Annotated in this window: 17 protein-coding genes; 10 read left to right on the top strand and 7 right to left on the bottom strand. The window is 56.3% G+C overall.

The window, feature by feature from the left end; all coding sequences use genetic code 11:
- Positions 1–10: 10 nt before the first annotated feature.
- Positions 11–3,058, bottom strand: a complete 3,048-nt coding sequence (gene fdnG, locus C3F35_RS00255; RefSeq protein WP_146054034.1) for a formate dehydrogenase-N subunit alpha — start codon at positions 3,056–3,058, stop codon at positions 11–13.
- Between the two features lie 222 nt (positions 3,059–3,280).
- Between fdnG and yddG the strand changes: the two genes are divergently transcribed.
- Positions 3,281–4,168, top strand: coding sequence for an aromatic amino acid DMT transporter YddG (gene yddG / locus C3F35_RS00245; RefSeq protein ID WP_103792353.1), 888 nt, complete (start codon positions 3,281–3,283; stop codon positions 4,166–4,168).
- Positions 4,169–4,232: 64 nt separating this feature from the next.
- On the opposite strand, the gene C3F35_RS00240 is transcribed toward yddG, so the two are convergent.
- From C3F35_RS00240 to C3F35_RS00220, 5 genes are all read right to left on the bottom strand, one after another.
- Complete coding sequence (locus C3F35_RS00240) at positions 4,233–4,898, bottom strand: DUF2931 family protein (protein ID WP_103792352.1); 666 nt, start codon at positions 4,896–4,898, stop codon at positions 4,233–4,235.
- Between the two features lie 110 nt (positions 4,899–5,008).
- Complete coding sequence (locus C3F35_RS00235; RefSeq protein WP_103792351.1) at positions 5,009–5,659, bottom strand: DUF2931 family protein; 651 nt, start codon at positions 5,657–5,659, stop codon at positions 5,009–5,011.
- Between the two features lie 110 nt (positions 5,660–5,769).
- Complete coding sequence (locus C3F35_RS00230) at positions 5,770–6,423, bottom strand: DUF2931 family protein (RefSeq protein ID WP_103792350.1); 654 nt, start codon at positions 6,421–6,423, stop codon at positions 5,770–5,772.
- Entirely contained in the window at positions 6,420–8,312 is a 1,893-nt protein-coding gene (locus C3F35_RS00225; protein ID WP_103792349.1) for a phospholipase effector Tle1 domain-containing protein, read from the bottom strand. Before C3F35_RS00225 ends, C3F35_RS00230 begins: the two co-directional genes overlap by 4 nt.
- A 527-nt stretch (positions 8,313–8,839) precedes the next feature.
- The gene (locus C3F35_RS00220; protein ID WP_103792348.1) at positions 8,840–9,763 is read right to left on the bottom strand and encodes a LysR substrate-binding domain-containing protein; all 924 of its coding nucleotides are present in this window, start codon (positions 9,761–9,763) and stop codon (positions 8,840–8,842) included.
- 170 nt (positions 9,764–9,933) lie between these two features.
- Between C3F35_RS00220 and C3F35_RS00215 the strand changes: the two genes are divergently transcribed.
- The 7 genes from C3F35_RS00215 to C3F35_RS00185 are packed head-to-tail and all read left to right on the top strand — an operon-like array spanning position 9,934 to position 16,385.
- Positions 9,934–10,884, top strand: coding sequence for a branched-chain amino acid ABC transporter permease (locus tag C3F35_RS00215; RefSeq protein WP_077227678.1), 951 nt, complete (start codon positions 9,934–9,936; stop codon positions 10,882–10,884).
- Between the two features lie 9 nt (positions 10,885–10,893).
- A complete protein-coding gene (locus tag C3F35_RS00210) occupies positions 10,894–12,000 on the top strand; it encodes a branched-chain amino acid ABC transporter permease (protein WP_103792347.1) in 1,107 nt (368 codons plus the stop codon).
- Positions 11,997–12,764: an ABC transporter ATP-binding protein gene (locus C3F35_RS00205; RefSeq protein ID WP_103792346.1), complete on the top strand. Its 768-nt coding sequence runs from the start codon at positions 11,997–11,999 to the stop codon at positions 12,762–12,764. Before C3F35_RS00210 ends, C3F35_RS00205 begins: the two co-directional genes overlap by 4 nt.
- A complete protein-coding gene (locus tag C3F35_RS00200; protein WP_103792345.1) occupies positions 12,757–13,476 on the top strand; it encodes an ABC transporter ATP-binding protein in 720 nt (239 codons plus the stop codon). Before C3F35_RS00205 ends, C3F35_RS00200 begins: the two co-directional genes overlap by 8 nt.
- A 28-nt stretch (positions 13,477–13,504) precedes the next feature.
- Complete coding sequence (locus tag C3F35_RS00195; protein WP_077227675.1) at positions 13,505–14,662, top strand: branched-chain amino acid ABC transporter substrate-binding protein; 1,158 nt, start codon at positions 13,505–13,507, stop codon at positions 14,660–14,662.
- A gap of 17 nt (positions 14,663–14,679) precedes the next feature.
- Positions 14,680–15,162, top strand: a complete 483-nt coding sequence (locus C3F35_RS00190; RefSeq protein ID WP_103792344.1) for an L-2-amino-thiazoline-4-carboxylic acid hydrolase — start codon at positions 14,680–14,682, stop codon at positions 15,160–15,162.
- Positions 15,159–16,385 carry a Zn-dependent hydrolase gene (locus C3F35_RS00185; RefSeq protein ID WP_103792343.1) on the top strand — a complete coding sequence of 409 codons (1,227 nt, stop codon included), beginning with the start codon at positions 15,159–15,161 and terminating at the stop codon, positions 16,383–16,385. The genes C3F35_RS00190 and C3F35_RS00185 overlap by 4 nt, the downstream gene beginning before the upstream one ends.
- Before the next feature lie 91 nt (positions 16,386–16,476).
- Here C3F35_RS00185 and C3F35_RS00180 read toward each other — a convergent pair whose 3' ends face one another.
- Positions 16,477–17,964 carry an MFS transporter gene (locus tag C3F35_RS00180; protein ID WP_103792342.1) on the bottom strand — a complete coding sequence of 496 codons (1,488 nt, stop codon included), beginning with the start codon at positions 17,962–17,964 and terminating at the stop codon, positions 16,477–16,479.
- A gap of 115 nt (positions 17,965–18,079) precedes the next feature.
- Between C3F35_RS00180 and C3F35_RS00175 the strand changes: the two genes are divergently transcribed.
- Both C3F35_RS00175 and C3F35_RS00170 read left to right on the top strand, forming a co-directional pair.
- On the top strand, positions 18,080–18,655 hold the full coding sequence (locus tag C3F35_RS00175; RefSeq protein WP_103792341.1) for a TetR family transcriptional regulator: 576 nt from the start codon (positions 18,080–18,082) through the stop codon (positions 18,653–18,655).
- Positions 18,656–18,852: 197 nt separating this feature from the next.
- Positions 18,853–20,244, top strand: a complete 1,392-nt coding sequence (locus C3F35_RS00170; RefSeq protein ID WP_032618189.1) for a NarK family nitrate/nitrite MFS transporter — start codon at positions 18,853–18,855, stop codon at positions 20,242–20,244.
- Positions 20,245–20,277 lie beyond the last annotated feature (33 nt).

Genomic DNA, 20,277 nt, shown 5'->3' with positions numbered 1-20,277 from the left:
GATTCGCTCCTTATGCTTTCTCGATGTTGACCAGGAACGCCTTGTACTCTGGCGTTTGCGAGTTGGAATCCCCCACCGCAGGCGTCAGGGTGTTGGCGATATAGCCTTTCTGCGCCACCCCTTCAAAGCCCCAGTGCAGCGGAATTCCGACGGTTTCCACCTGTTGGCCGTGAACGTTCAGGGCCTGCAGGCGACGGGTGACCACCGCCACGGCGCGAATAAACCCGCGCTGGCTGCTGACCTTGACACTATCGCCATTAGCGATGCCTTTGGCCTTCGCCAGGGTCTCGCTGATCTCGACAAACTGTTCCGGCTGGGCGATAGCGTTCAGTCGCGCGTGTTTGGTCCAGGTATGGAAATGCTCGGTCAGGCGATAAGTCGTACCGACGTACGGGAACTTATCTTTCTTGCCCATGCGCACGGCATCTTCCTGGTAAACACGTACCACCGGACTGGAGACCACGTTCGGGTGCAGCGGGTTAGTGCCGAGCGGCGTTTCCATTGGCTCGTAGTGTTCCGGGAACGGCCCTTCTGCCAGCTTGTCGATGGCAAACAGACGTCCCAGCCCTTCCGGCTGCATGATAAACGGCCCGGTGTTGCTGCCCGGTGCGGCGGTGTTGAAGTCCGGGATATCGTTGCCAGCCCACTTCGTACCGTTCCACTGGATCAGCATCCGTTTCGGATCCCACGGCTTGCCGGTGATATCCGCAGACGCGCGGTTGTAGAGCACGCGACGGTTCAATGGCCACGCCCAGGCCCAGCCCAGCGTATTGCCCAGCCCTGACGGGTCGGCGTTATCGCGGTTAGCCATCTGGTTGCCCTGCTCGGTCCAGCTGCCGGTGTAGATCCAGCACGAGGATGCCGTGGTACCGTCATCACGCAGTTGGGCAAAGCTGCTCAGCAACTGGCCTTTCTTCGCGATGAGCACGCCATTGGCGTCATAGAGATCTGCCAGCGCATAGCCGTTGTTCTCCTTCGCCACCTCTTCCGATTCCGGGTGATCCGGCTGTTTGTAATCCCAGCGCATCCGCAGCAGCGGCTCAGCGCCTTTGCCGCCTTCCGCGCGGTACATCTCACGCAGACGATGGTAAATCCCCGCCAGGATCTCGCCGTCGTTACGCGCTTCGCCCGGCGCATCCTGCCCCTTCCAGTGCCACTGCAGCCAGCGGCCGGAGTTGGCGATGGAGCCATCCTCTTCGGCAAAACAGGTGGACGGCAGACGGAACACTTCGGTCTGAATCGAGGCGGTATCCACGTCATTCATTTCGCCGTGGTTCTGCCAGAAGTTAGAGGTTTCCGTCACCAGCGGATCGATCACCACCATGTACTTCAGCTTGCTGAGACTGGCGACAATCTTGTTCTTATCCGGGAACGACGCCACCGGGTTAAAGCCCTGGCAGATGTAACCTGTGACCTCGCCCTTCGCCATCATGTTGAAATACTTAATGACGTCGTAAGACTGATCCCATTTTGGCAGCCAGTTAAAGCCCCAGTCGTTCTCCTTCTGCGCCGCATCGCCATAGAAGGACTTCATCAGGCTGACGAAGAACTTCGGATAATTACTCCAGTAGTTCACTTGATCAGGCAGCGTCGCTTTTGGCGTGTTCGCCGTCATATAGCTTTGCAGATCCGTCTGTTTCTCGGACGGCAGCGTCAGGTAGCCGGCCAGGCTCGTCGACAGCAAGCCTAAGTCGGTTAAGCCCTGAATGTTGGAGTGCCCGCGCAGGGCGTTCACCCCGCCACCGGCCATGCCCATGTTGCCGAGCAGCAGCTGGATCATCGCCATGGTACGGATGTTCTGCGCCCCGACGGTGTGTTGCGTCCAGCCCAGCGCATACAGGAAGGTCGTGGTTCTGTCTGCCGCACTGGTGGAGGCCAGCACTTCGCACACTTTCAGGAAGTCGGCTTTCGGCGTTCCGCAGATGTTTTCCACCACCTCCGGCGTATAGCGTGAGACGTGCTGTTTCAGCAGGTTCCACACGCAGCGCGGATCGGTGAGCGTGTCGTCGCGTTTCGCATAGCCATTTTCGTCGAACTGATAGTTCCAGGAAGACTTATCGTACTGACGTTTTTCCGCGTCGTAGCCGCTGAACAGCCCGTCTTCAAAGGCAAAGTCTTCCCGCACCAGCAGATTGGCGTTGGTGTAGTGCTTAACGTACTCAGCGTTAATTTTGTTGTTTTCAATCAGGTACAGCAGCACGCCGGAAAGAAACGTAATGTCCGTGCCGGAGCGGATGGGCGCATAGATATCGGCCACCGATGCCGTGCGCGTAAAGCGCGGATCGACGACGATCAGCGTCGCATCATTGTTGTTCTTCGCTTCCATCGCCCAGCGGAATCCCACGGGATGGGCCTCAGCGGCGTTACCGCCCATGACCATAACGACGTTGGCGTTTTTGATATCAACCCAGTGGTTGGTCATCGCACCGCGACCAAATGTTGGAGCAAGACTTGCTACCGTTGGTCCGTGTCAGACGCGCGCCTGGTTATCTACCGCCAGCATGCCGAGGGAGCGCACAAATTTCTGCGTCAGCATGCCGGTCTCATTACTGGCCGCCGAGGCGCACAGCATCCCGGTGGAGGTCCAGCGGTTTACCGTCACGCCCTGCGCATTGGTCTCGACGAAGTTGGCGTCGCGGTCGGCTTTCATCAGTTTCGCAATCCGGGAGAAGGCCTCATCCCAGGAGAGTCGCTGCCACTTGTCGGAACCCGGCGCGCGGTACTCCGGGTAACGCAGGCGGTTTTCGCTGTGAACATAGTCCAGCAGGCCCGCCCCTTTCGGGCATAACGCCCCGCGGCTGACCGGATGATCCGCGTCGCCTTCAATATGATAAATCGACTCTTTGGCGTTCTTCGCGCCATCTCCCAGGCTATACATCAATAGCCCGCATCCCACGGAACAGTATGTGCAGGTGTTACGGATCTCTTTCGCACGCAGCAATTTATAGTTGCGCGCCTGAGCCAGCGCCATTTTAGGAGCGAACCCTAAAGCAGCCACTGTGGTTCCGGCCATACCGCCCGCGCAGATTTTAAAAAACTGTCTGCGACTGACGTCCATCGTTGTCCTCGTTAACTCAATGAGAATTCCGGCGGAAAACTAACAGCAAAGCCCCTGTTTTTTTTGCGGCAAATCAATATCGCTATTTTTCGCCCTCTTAATAGTCAGCGGGTCGCGGTTTTGTTACCGCTAAGGGGGTAACCGCGGGGAGATTAATTCGCGGAAGGTACTGAAACAGTGCTATAAATTTGCCCCTGAAAATGTCATGGCAATGGAAAAATGATGGACAGAAAAAAAGCGACGTTGACAGGGCTGGCGGCCATTGTGCTCTGGAGCACGATGGTAGGCCTGATCCGAGGCGTCAGCGAGGGGCTAGGCCCGGTAGGGGGCGCGGCGATGATCTACACGCTCAGCGGTTTACTTTGTCTGGTCACGGTCGGGCTGCCCAACCTGCGGCGTTTTTCGCCCCGCTACCTGATGGCGGGTAGCGTGCTGTTTGTCAGCTATGAGATCTGTCTGGCCCTGTCGTTAGGCTACGCCACCACCCGTCACCAGGCCATTGAGGTTGGGATGGTCAACTACCTCTGGCCAAGCCTGACCATTGTGTTTGCCATTCTGTTTAATCGCCAGAAATCGACACTGTGGGTGATCCCGGGGCTGCTTATCTCGCTGCTGGGTGTCAGTTGGGTCGTCGGGGGCGATAAGGGGCTTAGTCTGGCGGACATTGCCCAAAACGTTATCTCGAATCCGCTGAGTTACGGCCTGGCCTTTGTCGGGGCCTTTATCTGGGCCGCTTACTGCACCGTGACCAGTAAATATGCCAGGGGCCAGAATGGCATCACCCTGTTTGTGCTGCTGACGGCCCTGACTCTGTGGGTGAAATATGCCTTCAGCGATCAACCGGAAATGGTCTTCAGCGTGCCGGTGGTGATTAAACTCATGATGTGCGGCGTGGCGCTGGGGTTTGGCTATGCCTCATGGAACATCGGCATTCTGCACGGCAACGTGACGCTGCTGGCGGTGGCGTCCTATTTTACGCCGGTACTGTCAGCGGCGCTGGCGGCGGTGTTACTGAATGCCCCCCTATCGTTTAGCTTCTGGCAGGGAGCGATGATGGTGTGCGCGGGGTCGTTGTTGTGTTGGTATGCTACGCGGGCGCGGACGCGCTAAGTTCCTGGACGCGACAAGGAGTAGCGAAAACCACCAGCCGCTTCGGCTGGTGGTCTGATAACAATTACCAGTTGCCGTAAGGGTAAGTTTTACCCTTGATAAAATCCTTTATGAACTGATCATATCCATCTGGAATGCTGTAATTAAAATCAATTCGGGTGGGCACTCCCTTACAGATATCCAGCCGATCGCCTGAAAGAGTTACCATGCGTTTTGGCTCTACAGGGACATTTATCCCTCCGGCACTGTCCTGAAGCCAGATCTTCACCTTCCCCTCCGGCGCAAGACCGAACAGCATCGTTTTATACCAGGCGGTTTCTCCTTTTCTGTCTTTTCCTGTCGGGGTCAGCATGATTTCACGTAACGACGGTTTGAAGATGATCTGTGTTTCATAGGTCTTTTTATCAATGATGGAGTCCCAGCAGATCATCATGGCAACGGGCGGATGGCGGGCTTTATTCAGTTCTGCATGCATTCGAACAAGGTTGTTCCAGGTCTCAGCGGTATCCGGATCGCCAGGTGTACCGTCCAGCATCCGGAATCTGTAGACCACATTTCCGCTATCAATAATCGCAGCGTATGTCACGACAGCGTTTAAGGCTCGGGGTGTAAAAAAAGCAAATTCCCATTTTCCATAAGGCATGCTGCCGGTTTCTTCCGGGGTCTGCGGTTCAGAAGCCCGGCAGCCACTCACCAATAGCACCACCGCAAGGGCGATTTTCAGTTTCATACTTCTTTATCATCCATGTTGTATTGGGTGCGCTGCCAGTTTTCATCCCGGCGATGCAAAAATCTGAAGAAAAAGGCTACCTGCCGACGCGGCAGGTAGCCTGATAACAATCACCAGTTGCCGTAGGGATAGGCTTTATCTTTGATAAATTCCTGAGTCGTTTTGGTATATCCATATCCCTGAATATGCCTTGTAATTCCCTTACAGATATCAAGCTGATCGCCTGAAAGCGTCACCATGCGTTTTGGCTCTACAGGGACATTTTCCCCTCCGGCACTGTCCTGAAGCCAGATCTTCACCTTCCCCTCCGGCGCAAGACCGAACAGCATCGTTTTATACCAGGCGGTTTCTCCTTTTCTGTCTTTTCCTGTCGGGGTCAGCATGATTTCACGTAACGACGGTTTGAAGATGATCTGTGTTTCATAGGTCTTTTTATCAATGATGGAGTCCCAGCAGATCATCATGGCAACGGGCGGATGGCGGGCTTTATTCAGTTCTGCATGCATTCGAACAAGGTTGTTCCAGGTCTCAACGGTATCCGGATCGCCAGGTGTACCGTCCAGCATCCGGAATCTGTAGACCACATTTCCGCTATCAATAATCGCAGCGTATGTCACGACAGCGTTTAAGGCTCGGGGTGTAAAAAAAGCAAATTCCCATTTTCCATAAGGCATGCTGCCGGTTTCTTCCGGGGTCTGCGGTTCAGAAGCCCGGCAGCCACTCACCAATAGCACCACCGCAAGGGCGATTTTCAGTTTCATACTTCTTTACCATCCATGTTGTATTGGGTGCGCTGCCAGTTTTCATCCCGGCGATGCAAAAATCTGAAGAAAAAGGCTACCTGCCGACGCGGCAGGTAGCCTGATAACAATCACCAGTTGCCGTAGGGATAGGCTTTATCTTTGATAAATTCCTGAGTCGTTTTGGTATATCCATATCCCTGAAAATGCCTTGTAATTCCCTTACAGATATCAAGCTGCTCGCCTGAAAGCGTCGCGATTTGTTTCGGCCTTAAAGGGACATTTCTCCCTCCGGCGCTGTCCTGAAGCCAGATCTTTACCTTCCCTTCCGGCGCAAGACCAAACAGCATCGTTTTATACCAGGCGGTTTCTCCGTAACGGTCTGTCCCTGTCGGTGTCAGCATGGTTTCACGTAACGACGGTTTGAAAATCATCCACGTTTCATAGGTTTTTTTATCAATGATGGAGTCCCAGCAGAACAGCATGGAAACGGGGGGGTGGCGGACTTTATTAAAGATAACTCCGCCATTAGGTGTAGTGTCACTCCAGAACTGTACGGTATCCGGATCACTCTGCGTACTGTCCAACGTCCGGAAGGTCGATACAACTTTTCCGCTGTCGATAACCACTGCGTGCGTCACGATGTCAGGCAAAGCATAGGGAGTAAAAAATGCAAAACCCCATTTGCCGTAAGGCATGCTGCCCGTTTCTTCCGGTGTCTGCGGCTCAGAAGCGCGGCAGCCACTCACTAATAACACCAGTGCGAGGGCGATTTTCAGTTTCATATTTTTTTCCCGTCCATGTCGTATAGGGTGCGCTGCCAGTTTTCATCCGGACGATCGAGAAAACCGATGATTTCCGCTGCGGATGCACCGCCCTGCGTAAAACCTTTTGTATCCGCAACGATCGCATTCCAGTTTGCCGAGCAGTGAATATATCGCCGGGCGATAGTGTCGATTTCATCCTGGCTAAACGTACCTGAACTCTGGTCCGAACGAACCGCTTTACCCATTTCCAGGGCTTTGGCGCACAATGAATTCAATTCATCTGGAACATTGAAATTATCGTCTTCCTGTATTTCATCAAACATCACCCCGGCCTCCTGTGCGGCGTCATACATCACCCGCAACGCGACTTTTGACCAGTCATTTCTAATGATTCGGTTACGTAGCGTCAGGGCGGCGTAGCTACGTTTCTGCGGTTCGCCGTAGCGGTCCGGCGGCATGCGGTCATCAAACCAGGTTTCTACAGAAATATCGCTGGTACGCATAATTGGGGCGACTGCCGGACAGGCGTCCAGCTTATCCAGTTGCTTTCTTGTCTGATGGTAACCCCGCGTTTGTTCGCCGGACTGGCGCAGCGGGACAGTGTCGGTCTCCGGGCGAGTCAGAAAAAGATTTTCTTCCACAGCGGGCAGATAACCTCCGCCAATATCAGAATGCACGCCGGGTAACGCCAGTTCAGGCCAGGCGGGTTTTACGCTGTTCAGAGCGAAGTTAAAACGGCATTCATGGGCCGCAGTGATATGAAAAACCTTATCCGCCACACCCGGGCGTAGAACAAGATTTACCTCGCCCGTATCCGCACTGTGCGGGTTCAGGCCGTTTAGTGGGGTGCCAATCGCGGCTACGGTATCAAAAATCCCGATAAAGCGAATTTTGCCTGCTGGAACTCCTTTAAACTCTGTGCCCTGCACACCTTCACGGATTGCAGCAATAATCGCGGGGTCTTCTGAATGAATACGATTGGCAAAGTGACGTGAGGCGGCTGCGCCACGACTGAAACCAAAAATATCGAATTCCAGCGCCTGGATAACCAATTCAGAGTCAGATATTTTACTTTTTATATCTTCAATAGCGTTTGAAATATTTTTCACAAGACATTTGATTGCCTTATCAGTTTTGGCGATCACACCTGTATCTGAAATACCCAGCCCCTGACCAATCATACTGTCCGGCTTACCTGCTTCTGTACCGATACCATCAATATAAATGGCCTGCTGAATATCTGAATCACTACCGGAAATGCTTTGTTTATAAAGTGTCCGCAGCCAGTGCACATTCGTGTAATACCCCGTATAACTAATGGCACCCACACCCGAAACGCCCATACCCTCCCGCGCACATTTTCCCAGAATCGCACCCGCGTCGATGTTATCAAGTTCGTAGCGTTCAGCAATACAGGCTTTTACCATGTTATTGGTATTAATGGCATTGTTGCCCGTACCATCGAAAAACACACCGAGCGTCAGGGTGATTTCTCGTTTTTCTTTTTTGGCAGGGTTGCTGACATTGTCAGAGGTAGCGGCTGAATTTTTTCGTGCGGCCTGCGCATGTTGTTCTGGCTCGCCAGCGTTTACAGGTGCACCGGCAACCGTGTTAACCCGTTTATCTTCCCCGGACCAATATACGGCATTCGGGAATGACGTTATTAGCCTTGCCCGACACGGGCATGTACTACGGCTATGCAATGTTCCTGCTGCTGCCACGCCATGAATAAAGTAATTAGGTATACCCCCTGCGATATGATAGACCTTACGATCGATACCGCAGGAAACCTTATCGCCGTTTCTGGCCGTCGCAACACCTCCAAAACTATGGTGTTGTGAAGCGGAAAGCACAGTACCGCCACAGGAAGTTTTATCACCCAGACGAATAAAATAACCTATTGCCATAATCATCATCCTTAATAAAGCGAATGAGCAGATTTGATTCATTCATGTTCAAAGAAGAAACGGCGAATATTTACATTTGATTAAAATGGTAATAACGCAATATGGAGAGGTTAAATAATACTCCCCCTGCATTGTTCAGCGCCATCAGAAAAATCATTACACCCAGAATAATTAAATGCCACACAAACAAACGGTGGGTTTTGATTGTTATTATTTTTAGGCCCTATTCTATCGACAAAAATCATTGACTGAGAAAATTACAGGATCAAGTAAAAACTGAAGTAATAATAAAACCTTTGCAATCATTAACGGTAAACCCAGATGCCAGCATTATATAATGCCAGTGGATTGATATTCTTCATCATGCTCATTTCACTGATATTCAAACAGGCTGTTTTTACCATCACTCTGGTCCTCTCCCATCAGAGAGAGGGAACCAAATAGCGCCGAATTACAGGCGGGGTAAGACGCAGCCGCCACCCGTCGATGGTGCTGCGGTGCGGCCTGTTCCCGCTTAACCCTTTACCTCAACTGTTCTGCCGCAGCCAGCTCTGTAACAGCTTACCGTCCTGGCTCATCTCAACATCCTGCCGGACGCACAGGTAATAATCCCGACCATCGTCGATGGGCATATCAAATATTTTCACCAGCTCGCCGCTCTCCAGATAGGGCGCAATGAGTGGCTCACGCATCAGGGCACACCCTAGCCCCGCCTGCACGCCCGCCAGCGTTAACAGGCCATCTTCAAACATCGGTCCGCTGCGTCGCGGCGGGCGCTTAACCCCCTGCTGAATAAACCACTGCTGCCAGGTCGCGCGCTCCTCATCATGCAGGAGCGGCATTTGTAGCAGCTGTTCGGGGGTATCGATATGTCCGTGCAGGCGCAAAAACGCCCGGCTACAGACCGGCACCATCTGCCCGGAGATAAGCTTCTCGCTCTGGTAGCCTGCCCACTGCCCGTTACCAAAGCGGATCGACATATCCGAGGCATCGCTCAGGTAGTTGCGGTGGTTGGCGTAGACCACATTAATTTCGGTTTGCGGATTGGCCCGCATAAACCCCGGTAGCCGCGGGATAAACCACCCCATGCCAAACAGCGGGATCAGGCTGATGGTCACCTGACGGGTCTGTACCTGTTCAAGCAGATGCTCGGTGGCCTGGCGCAGCACGTTAAAGGCCGCACGAATGGAGCGGTAATAATCTCGCCCCTGTTGGCTGAGGATCAGCCTGCGTCCCTGACGCTCGGTAAGCGGCATCTGCAGATACCCTTCCAGCACTTTGAGCTGATGGCTGACCGCTGACGGGGAGATATCCAGCTCCTGCGCCGCCTGGGTCACACTGCCCAGCCGGGCTATTGCCTCGAAGGCCCGTACCGCCCGCAGCGGTGGATCGTTCGCCAGTCGGCTCTCGGCAAAGGCCGGCACCATCAGGGATTGTTCTGTTTTATTCATATATTGATCTGTCATGGATAATCAGGTTTATCAGCCATTTATCATCATCTTTAAAATCAATCAGATAACGCAAGCTCCAAAAATCATAAGAAAGAATATATGTGTATTTCACAATTTAATTCAATTATTAGATGTTACCCGCTGAAAGAGCAATTTGTCGGGTAGGAACGTTGGACACACTCATACAACAACTGATCAACGGCGTGATGCTGGGCAGCATCTACGCGCTGATCGCGCTGGGCTATACCATGGTGTATGGCATTTTGCGCATTATTAACTTCGCCCACGGCGATATTTTAATGGTCGGCGCGCTGACCACCCTGTCGGGGCTGAATCTCCTCAACGGTTATTTTCCCGCTATGCCGCAACTGCTGCAGCTTGGCTTCGCGCTGCTGATCGCGATGGCGGTCTGCGCCCTGCTGGCGATGGCGGTGGAGCGTTTCGCCTACCGCCGCCTGCGGCATGCGCCGCGGCTGGCACCGCTCATCTCCGGGATTGGCGTGTCGGTGCTGCTGCAAACCGTGGCGATGATTATCTGGACGCGTAACCCGCTGATGTTTCCGCAGATCCTGCCGATGGACCCCATTGCCATCACCGCAGGCAGCGAGGCGCATCCCCCGGCGATTGTTACCGTGACCGGCATGGTTACCGTGGCGCTGGCTCTGATCGTCATGACCGGCCTGTGGCTGCTGGTGGAATACACCCGCCTCGGTCGCGGTATGCGCGCCGTGGCCGAAAACCCGCGCGTCGCGACTCTGATGGGCGTCAATCCGAACTCCATCATCACCCTCACCTTCGCCATTGGCGGCATCTTTGCCGCGCTGGCAGGCGTGATGATGGCCAGCAACTACGGTAACGCCAGCTTCTCGATGGGCTTCCTGCCCGGCATTAAGGCCTTTACCGCGGCGGTTCTCGGCGGCATCGGCAACATTCGCGGGGCGATGATAGGCGGGATCCTGCTCGGCATTATCGAAGCACTGGGTGCCGGTTATCTTGGCGAGCTGACTGACGGTGTGTTTGGCAGTAATTACCAGGACGTATTCGCCTTTATCGTGCTGATTCTGGTGTTGGTCTTCCGTCCGGCGGGTCTGCTGGGCGAGCGCGTGGCGCACAGGGCGTAAGAGGAAATCATGACTGCCATTGAACTCAAAACACCGGCGACCCGCCGTAAATTCTGGTCCGGCATGACGCTGTTTGTGCTTGCCCTGCTGCTTGCGCCGGTGGTGGCTACCCAACTGGGCGGCAACTACTGGGTGCGGGTGATCGACTTCGCCCTGCTCTACATCATGCTGGCGCTGGGGCTGAATATCGTGGTCGGCTACACCGGCCTGCTGGATATGGGCTTTATCGCTTTCTATGCTGTCGGCGCTTATCTGGCCGCACTGCTGGCGTCGCCGCACCTGGCGGAGGTGTTCCCGATCCTCAACGTCTGGTTCCCGGATGGGCTACATACGTCGTATCTGCTGATCATCCCGATTGCCGCGCTGGTCGCAGCGGTATGCGGCATCCTGCTCGGTGCGCCAACGCTGAAGCTGCGGGGCGATTATCTGGCGATCGTGACCCTCGGCTTCGGGGAGATCATCCGTATTCTGATGCGTAATCTCGACCGCCCGGTGAACATCACCAACGGCGCTAAGGGCATTACCGGTGTCGATACTCTCAACCTGTTTGGGCTGAAGTTCAGCGGGGTTTACCACTGGTTCGGCGTCAAGGTGCCCGCCCTGTGGCTGTGGTACTACCTGCTGATGCTGGTGATTGTCGGGATCATTTTTGTCTGTCTGCGACTGCAACACTCGCGCATTGGCCGGGCGTGGCACGCCATTCGCGAAGACGAAGACGTCGCCCGGGCGATGGGCATCAACGTGCGCAACTTTAAGCTGCTGGCCTTTGCCATGGGTGCCTCTTTTGGCGGCGTGGCCGGGGCGCTGTTTGGTGCCTTCCAGGGCTTTGTCTCGCCGGAATCTTTCACCTTGCAGGAGTCGATTGCCGTGCTGGCGATGGTGGTGCTGGGCGGTATGGGCCATATCCCAGGGGTGGTCCTCGGTGCGGTGCTGCTCACCGCCCTGCCAGAGCTGCTGCGTAGCCAGGCTGCGCCGGTACAACAGGCGCTGTTTGGTTCGGTGCTGATAGACCCGGAGATCCTGCGTCAGCTGTTCTACGGTCTGGCGCTGGTGCTGGTGATGCTGGTTCGCCCGTCGGGCATCTGGCCGGTTCGCCACAAGGAGGTCAACGCATGAGTCTGTTAACCGTGCGCAATATGTCCAAACGCTTTGGCGGCCTGACGGCGGTGGACAACGTCTCACTCTCGATCAACAAAGGCGAAATTTACGGTCTGATTGGCCCTAACGGCGCGGGTAAAACCACCTGCTTCAACCTGATCACCGGGCTGTACCCGGCAGACAGCGGCGAATTTGCCATTGCCGATACACCTTACTTCCCGACGCAGATCGAGAAAGTGACCGCCGCAGGCATCGCCCGCACCTTCCAGAACGTCCGTCTGTTTAACGAGATGTCGGTGCTGGAGAACGTGATGGTGGGTCGCCATGTGCGTACCCGCAACGGGCTGTGGGCGGCGCTGAGCCGTCACAAGCGCGCCAGGGAAGAAGAGGCCCAGACCCGGGAACAGGCGTGGCACTGGCTGGAGTACACCGGCATTGCGAAGTTCGCCCACTACCGCGCCTGCGACCTGGCTTACGGCCATCAGCGTCGGCTGGAAATCGCCCGCGCGCTGGCCACCGATCCGCTTCTGCTGGCGCTGGATGAACCCGCCGCCGGGATGAATGCAGCAGAAAAAGTGGCTCTGGGGGAGCTATTGACCCGCATCCGCGACGACGGAAAAACCCTGCTGATGATTGAACATGACGTGAAGCTGGTGATGGGGATCTGCGATCGCCTCACGGTGCTGGATTATGGCAAAACGCTGGCCAGCGGTACGCCGGACAGCGTGCGACGCGACCCGGCGGTGATCGCCGCCTGGCTTGGAGGCAATGCCCATGTCTGAATTACTGAAAGTGGAACGCCTGGACGTGCATTACGGCGGTATCCAGGCGGTGCGCGGCGTCTCCTTTAGCCTGCGCGAAGGTGAACAGGCCACGCTGATCGGGGCCAACGGTGCGGGCAAAAGCTCCACCGTACGAGCCATCACCGGGCTGGAGCGTTTTGGCGGCAACATTGAATTCAACGGCAAGTCGGTGCGTAAACAGAAAGCCGAAGCGCTGCTGCGCGACGGGCTGGTGATGGTCCCGGAAGGCCGGGGTATCTTCGCCCGTATGACGGTGCTGGAGAACCTGCAGATGGGAGCCTGGCTTCGCCGTGACACTGTCACCGTGAAGCAGGAGATGGACGAGATTTTTGCCCGGTTCCCACGTCTTGGCGAACGCCAGCATCAGCTGGCCGGGCTGCTCTCCGGCGGAGAGCAGCAGCTTTTAGCGCTGAATCGCGCCCTGCTCAGCCGCCCGCGTCTGCTGATCCTGGACGAACCCTCCATGGGCCTCGCGCCAAAGATGGTAGAAAACATTTTTGCCGTCATCGCCGGGTTGCGAGAGCGTGGTGTGGCCCTGCTGCTCATCGAACAGAACGCCCGCCTGGCGCTGGAAGTGACCGACCAGGCCTGGGTGATGGACAGTGGCAGCATAGTTCATCATGGCGAATCCAAAGCGATGCTTAACGATGACCAGATTGCACAGATTTATTTGGGCGAAATGCCCGTTTAACAACACCCACCAACATCAGGGAATAACAATGAAAACCGTAACAATGAGCGCGCTCAGCGCCGCGATCCTGCTCAGCGGATTAGCCTCTACCGCGGCCTGGGCCGCCGACAGTGAAACCGTGGTGATTGGCCTGGCAGGTCCGCTCACCGGTCCGTCTGCCCGTATCGGTAAAGATCTGGAGAACGGTGCTCAGCTGGCAATTGACGACATCAACAAGCAGCACCCGACCATCGGCGGCAAAGCGGTGACCTTTAAGCTGCAGTCCGAAGATGACCAGTCGGATCCACGTACCGCGGTGGCCGTGGCGCAGCGCCTGGTAGACAGCGACGTGGCAGGCGTGGTCGGCCACTGGAACACTGGCACCAGCATCCCGGCGGCCCGCGTCTATCACGATGCCGGTATCGCCCAGGTGGCACCCGTTGCCACCGGCCATGCTTATACCAAACAGGGCTTTGACACCAGCTTCCGCGTGATGGGTCACGATGATGACGGCGGTCAGTTTGCCGGGCAGTACGCGGTCAATACCCTGAAAGCCAAACGCATCGCGGTCATTGACGACCGTACCGCCTTTGGTCAGGGGCTGGCGGATGAGTTTATTAAATCGCTCGAATCCCAGGGCGTGAAGATTGTCGATCGCCAGTACGTTGACGACAAAACCGTTGATTTCAGCGCCGTGTTGACCGCCATTCGCAGCAAAAATGCGGATCTGATTTTCTTCGGTGGCGTGGACAGCCAGGCGGCACCGCTGGCGCGTCGTATTAAACAGTTGGGCATGAAGGCCACCCTGATGGGCGCAGGCGGCTTTGTCAGCCAGACCTTCCTGCAACTGGCGCAGAAAGAGGGTGAAGGCGTAGTGGCGCTGGAACCGGGCCTGCCTGTGGATCAGATGCCGGGCGGCAAGACCTTCGAACAGGCGTATCAGTCCCGCTACCACACCCATATCGAACTGCACGCCCCGTTCGCCTATGACGCCACTCGTGTCCTGGTGGCCGCGATGGAAAAAGCCGACTCGGTGGATCCGGCAGAGTACCTGCCTGCCCTGCGCGCCATCAGCTATTCCGGCGTCACCGGGCAGATCGCCTTTGATAACCAGGGCAACCTGAAAGCCCCGTCATTCACCGTTTATAAAGTGGTCGATGGCAAATGGCAGCCGCAAACCGTGCTCGGCGGCGCACAAACGAAGTAACGCAGTGAGGCAATGTGATGAGTGATAATAATGAGCTGGGCATTCTCGCCCGCCGCAAAATTGAAGCAGAAATTATTAAGCCAATTTATGAAATCCTGGTGCGCGAGATCGGCAAGACCCGCGCCCAGGCGGTTATTGGCGAGGCCATTGAGCAGGCCGCCATTAATGCAGGCAAAGAGTTTGCCAGCAAAGAGCCGAACGGCGCAGACGTGAAGAGCTTTATCGCCCTGCAATATCTGTGGGAGAAAGATAACGCCCTGGACGTGAAGGTGATCGACGCCGACGACCAGCAGTACAACTACGACGTCACCCGCTGCCGCTATGCCGAGATGTATCACGAGATGGGGCTGGGGGAGATCGGCCACCTGCTGTCATGCGCGCGCGATGAAAAATTCATCGTCGGCTATGCGCCGGACGTGGAGCTGACCCGCACCACCACCATCATGCAGGGCGGTAAATGCTGCGACTTCCGCTATCGCAGCAACAAGGACAAACCATGATCCGCGTAAACGCAGACCGCTTATGGTCAACGCTTGCGATGATGGCGCAGATCGGCGGCACGCCCGCCGGGGGTGTCACCCGGCTGGCGTTAAGCGATGAAGATCGGATCGCCCGCAACCTGCTGCGTGACTGGGCGCTGGAGGCGGGGTTTTCCTGCGAGGTGGACAGCATGGGCAACATGTTTATCCGCCGTGCCGGAAAAAACCCCACCCTGGCACCGGTGATGACCGGTTCGCATGTGGATTCCCAGCCACTGGGTGGCAATTACGACGGGGTTTACGGCGTATTGGCCGGGCTGGAACTGCTGCGTACCCTGAACGACCATCAGATTGAAACCGAGCGCGACATCGTGCTGGTGAACTGGACCAACGAAGAAGGGGCGCGTTTTGCCCCGGCAATGCTCTCCTCCGGCGTCTGGACCGGGCAGTTCAGCGAGGCCTATGCCCACGCCCGGGCCGACCGGGATGGCATTACGGTGGGTGACGCGCTGGATACCATCGGCTATCGCGGTGAGCTCCCTGCCCGCGCTTTCCCGATCCACGCCTGCTATGAACTGCACATCGAACAAGGACCGATCCTTGAAGATGAGGCGGTGGATATCGGACTTGTGCGGGCGGCGATGGGCCAGCGCTGGTTCACGATCACGCTGGAGGGATTTGCCGCGCATGCGGGTACCACACCGATGCACAGCCGTCGCGACGCCTTAACCGCCTTTGCGATGCTGGCGCTGAAGGTTGAAGCCATTGGGTATCAGCATGCGCCTGACGGTCGGGCAACCATCGGCATGGCGAACGTGACCCCCAACTCGCGCAACGTCGTCCCTTCCCGGGTGGTGTGCAGCGTGGAGTTCCGTCATCCGCAGAGCGCGGCGCTGGAGGCGATGGAAGCTGCACTGCATCAGGCGACAAAGAGTCTTTCTGCCCGCGGTGTCAGCGCAAACGTCGAGCGCATTTTTGACTATGCGCCGATTGCGTTTGATGCCACCTGCCTGGCGCGCACGGAAAACGCCGTGGCAGCCCTGGGCTATTCCGCAAAATCGATGGTTTCCGGTGCGGGGCACGACACCTGTTATGTCAGCAAGATAGCCCCTGCCAGCATGATCTTTATTCCGTGCGTGAAAGGCATTAGCCATAACGAAGCGGAAAAGATCCTGCCGGCGTGGTCAGAGAAAGGGGCAAATGTGTTGCTGCACAGCGTACTGAGTGCGGCACAGGAGTTGTAAAACCACGCCGCCGGGGGGTTGTACGGTCGGTTGCCCTCACTCCAACCCTCTCCCACAGGGAGAGGGTTTACACCGCGCTGCCGGGCGTGGTTTACCGCTGCGATACTTTCGCCAGGCTAAACCAGATCCCAATCGCCAGAACCATCAGCATCCCGCCCGCGCTGCCCAGCGCCACGCTGTGCGAGGTGATAAATGCGGTTTTCGCCGCTGTAATCACCGACTCTGCCAGCGACGGGGAGAGATCCTGCGCCACCTTCACCGCCTCACCGATGGACGAGGAGGCATGATCCGCAAGGGAAGCGTCCAGCCCCTGGGGCAGCTCAATGGATGCCGAGAAACTGCGGGTCAGCAACAGACCGAAAATCGCAATCCCCAGCCCCGCGCCCAGTTCATAGGACATGGTTTCAATCGCCCCGGCGGCTGCGGCCTTCTCTTTCGGCGCGGCGGCCATGATCGCGGCGGTAGAGGCCAGCAATGCGCTCGCCGCACTAAAGCCCAGCAGCACCATCAGGCACCAGGCCTGCCACTGTTGGGTGCTGAAATCGAGCATCGACAGCCCCATAAAGCTAAGTGCGCTCAGCCCCATACCGCCAGTGGCTACAACCCGTAATCCCAGACGCCCTACCAGCACCCCGGCTATTGGCCCGCTAAAGCCGCTGGCGACCATGACCGGCAGCATAAACATCCCTGCCTCAAAGGGGGTGAACCCGTGGACAAACTGCAACTCCTGGGCCATCAGTAGCTCAAAACCTACCAGGGCGATCATGGCCGTCATCGCCATCACCACGCCGCTGAGAATGATGCGGTGGCCAAAAAGGCGAATGTCGATCATCGGCGTCTGGGCACGCAACTGAATGCGAATAAAGGCCCACAGGATTGCCGCCCCGATCAGCAGCGTGCCCGCGACTATCCAGGGAGAAAGCTCCCCTTTCAGCGCCGTTTTAGCGCTGTAGACCAGCAGCAGGATCGCCACAATCAGCATCAGAGCGTGCGTGATGTTCAGCGGCTGCTCCGGTCGCCCTTGCTGGGCCGGGACAAAACGCGCCGCCAGGGAGACTACCAGCAACACAATGGGAACGTTGATCAAAAACACGGCACCCCAGTAGAAGTGGGCCAGCAGCATCCCGCCCACCAGCGGGCCAAAGGCGGCCCCGCCGGACCCGACGGCAGCCCAGACGCCAAGGGCAATGTTACGCTGACGCGCATCCGGAAAGAGCGTGCGGATCCCGGCCAGCGTCGCGGGAATGATCATCGCCGCGCCGATTGCCAGCGAGGCCCGCGCGGCAATCAACCACCCCGCCGTGGGGGCAAACGCCGCCGCCAGCGAAGAGAGGCCAAACAGGGTGCTCCCCATGATCAGCAGGCGCTTAAAGCCGATGCGATCCCCTAGCGCCCCCATCGGCAGCACCATGCCGGCCATCACCAGCGAATAGATATCAATGATCCACAGCAATTCATTGCCGCTGGCATCCAGAGTCATACTCAGCGTCGGGGCGGCAACGTGCAGCACCGTGGCGTCAATCGCAACCGGGATATAGACCAGCACGATAATTACTAACGCTAACCACTGACGAAACATAGATTTCCTTATTTGATTAAAGCTGGACACATGTCCAGAATGCGATCCTACGGAAAGTTGAACACATGTCCAGCCTTTTGTTACACTCGTTGCCCCCCAGTTGAGAGTGAAAAAAATGACCTATCTGAGCAAGGATGAGCGGCGGGAAGCGATCCTGCAGGCGGCGATGCGTGTGGCGCTGAACGACGGCTTTACCGGGATGACCGTGAGAAATATCGCCGCCGAAGCGAAGGTGGCGACGGGCCAGGTGCATCACCATTTTGCTTCGGCCGGTGAACTGAAAGCCCAGGCCTTTATCAGCCTGATTCGGGCGCTGCTGGATGCCGACGTCGTGGCTGAAAACGCCAGCTGGCGCGAACGCCTGTTCGCCATGCTCGGCAGCGACGACCGCAGCTTTGAACCCTACATTCGTCTGTGGCGGGAAGCCCAGCTGTTAGCCGCCCGCGACCCGGAGATAAAAGGCGCTTATCTGTTAACCATGGAGATGTGGCATCAGGAAACGGTGGACATCATACGTGCGGGCGAACAGGCGAAAGCCTTTACGCTGAAAGACACGGCCGAAAACGTCGCCTGGCGGCTGATTGGTCTGGTCTGTGGGCTGGACGGGTTATACGCGCTATCCATGCCGGAGATGGACGACGCCGCATTTAATCAGCACCTGAAAACATTAATTACGCTCGAGCTGGGTTAATCATCAGCCTCTCTTAACTGTTACTCTTTGTAACATATTAAGCGGATCCATTTCTCCCTTCAAAACTCATGGATTCGCTTTTTTATCTATCCTTTCAGAAGTCTCCTAAAACACTCCAGATAAATTCTCATCAAAAAACAGGTAACCACCTGAATGTATTTCTCTTTCTGCCATTTACGGATATGCAAGAGGGCAATATGTCACAACAAGCTGAGAAGAATAATCACTATTTGTTAAGTAACTGGAAACCGGAAAACGCCGCATTTTGGGAAAAGAAAGGTAAACCCATTGCGCGGCGAAATTTAGTTATTTCGGTTGCCTGTCTGCTACTGGCCTTCTGCGTGTGGATGTTATTTAGCGCCGTGGCGGTCAACCTGAATAAAGTAGGTTTTAATTTCAGTACCGATCAGCTGTTTATGTTAACCGCTCTGCCTTCACTCTCCGGGGCAATATTACGTGTCCCCTATTCCTTTATGGTGCCGATATTTGGCGGGCGCTACTGGACGGTATTAAGCACCGTTATTCTGATCGTGCCCTGTGTGTGGCTGGGTATTGCGGTGCAGAATACCGCCACGCCTTACGAAATCTTCATCGTCATCGCCCTGCTGTGCGGCTTCGCCGGGGCCAACTTTGCCTCCAGCATGGGCAACATCAGCTTTTTCTTTCCCAAAGCCAAACAGGGCAGCGCGCTGGGCATTAACGGCGGGCTGGGCAACCTCGGCGTCAGCGTGATGCAGATGGTGGCGCCGGTGGTGATCTTCCTGCCGATGTTTACCTTCCTCGGGGTTCACGGCGTACCCCAGGAGGATGGCTCGTCGATATTCCTGGCTAATGCCGCCTGGATCTGGGCACCGCTACTGCTGCTGGCAACCCTTGCCGCCTTTTTTGGCATGAACGATATTGCCAGCTCGAAAGCGACCATCGCCAGCCAGCTACCGGTGCTGAAGCGACTGCACCTGTGGCTGCTGAGTCTGCTCTATCTGGCGACATTCGGCTCCTTTATCGGCTTTTCTGCTGGCTTTGCCATGCTGTCGAAAACCCAGTTCCCGGACGTTAACATCCTGCACCTGGCCTTTTTCGGCCCGCTGATCGGGGCGCTGGCGCGCTCTGCCGGTGGGGTTATCTCCGACAAACTCGGCGGGGTGCGCGTCACGCTGGTGAACTTCATCTTTATGGCGCTGTTCACCGCCCTGCTGTTCCTCACCCTGCCCGGCTCCGGCTCTGGCAGCTTTACCGCCTTTTATCTGGTGTTTATGGGGCTGTTCCTCACCGCCGGATTGGGCAGCGGTTCCACCTTCCAGATGATTGCGGTCATCTTCCGGCAAATCACCGTCTATAGAGTGAAACTGCGCGGCGGTACGGACGAGCAGGCCCAGAAAGAGGCCGTTACCGATACGGCGGCCGCGCTGGGCTTTATCTCGGCCATCGGCGCTGTCGGCGGGTTCTTCATTCCCAAAGCCTTTGGCACCTCGCTGGCGATGACCGGCTCGCCGGTGGGGGCGATGAAGGTCTTCCTGGTGTTTTACATCGTCTGCGTGTTCATCACCTGGCTGGTGTATGGCCGTCGTCAGAAGCACGTCAAATCATAACGCGTAGTTCAATTTTTTTGTGAGCAGTGTAAC

It is taken from the genome of Leclercia sp. LSNIH3, from assembly GCF_002935105.1.
Taxonomy (GTDB): Bacteria; Pseudomonadota; Gammaproteobacteria; order Enterobacterales; family Enterobacteriaceae; genus Enterobacter; species Enterobacter adecarboxylatus.
Note: the sequence above shows the minus strand (reverse complement) of the source record. Positions and strands in the feature narration are given on the sequence as shown.

Coding starts and splice junctions, on each gene's coding strand:
- yddG (WP_103792353.1), top strand. CDS start 3,281: ATGGACAGAAAAAAAGCGACGTTGACAGGGCTGGCGGCCATTGTGCTC.
- C3F35_RS00240 (WP_103792352.1), bottom strand. CDS start 4,898: ATGAAACTGAAAATCGCCCTTGCGGTGGTGCTATTGGTGAGTGGCTGC.
- C3F35_RS00235 (WP_103792351.1), bottom strand. CDS start 5,659: ATGAAACTGAAAATCGCCCTTGCGGTGGTGCTATTGGTGAGTGGCTGC.
- C3F35_RS00230 (WP_103792350.1), bottom strand. CDS start 6,423: ATGAAACTGAAAATCGCCCTCGCACTGGTGTTATTAGTGAGTGGCTGC.
- C3F35_RS00225 (WP_103792349.1), bottom strand. CDS start 8,312: ATGGCAATAGGTTATTTTATTCGTCTGGGTGATAAAACTTCCTGTGGC.
- C3F35_RS00220 (WP_103792348.1), bottom strand. CDS start 9,763: ATGAATAAAACAGAACAATCCCTGATGGTGCCGGCCTTTGCCGAGAGC.
- C3F35_RS00210 (WP_103792347.1), top strand. CDS start 10,894: ATGACTGCCATTGAACTCAAAACACCGGCGACCCGCCGTAAATTCTGG.
- C3F35_RS00205 (WP_103792346.1), top strand. CDS start 11,997: ATGAGTCTGTTAACCGTGCGCAATATGTCCAAACGCTTTGGCGGCCTG.
- C3F35_RS00200 (WP_103792345.1), top strand. CDS start 12,757: ATGTCTGAATTACTGAAAGTGGAACGCCTGGACGTGCATTACGGCGGT.
- C3F35_RS00195 (WP_077227675.1), top strand. CDS start 13,505: ATGAAAACCGTAACAATGAGCGCGCTCAGCGCCGCGATCCTGCTCAGC.
- C3F35_RS00190 (WP_103792344.1), top strand. CDS start 14,680: ATGAGTGATAATAATGAGCTGGGCATTCTCGCCCGCCGCAAAATTGAA.
- C3F35_RS00185 (WP_103792343.1), top strand. CDS start 15,159: ATGATCCGCGTAAACGCAGACCGCTTATGGTCAACGCTTGCGATGATG.
- C3F35_RS00180 (WP_103792342.1), bottom strand. CDS start 17,964: ATGTTTCGTCAGTGGTTAGCGTTAGTAATTATCGTGCTGGTCTATATC.
- C3F35_RS00175 (WP_103792341.1), top strand. CDS start 18,080: ATGACCTATCTGAGCAAGGATGAGCGGCGGGAAGCGATCCTGCAGGCG.
- C3F35_RS00170 (WP_032618189.1), top strand. CDS start 18,853: ATGTCACAACAAGCTGAGAAGAATAATCACTATTTGTTAAGTAACTGG.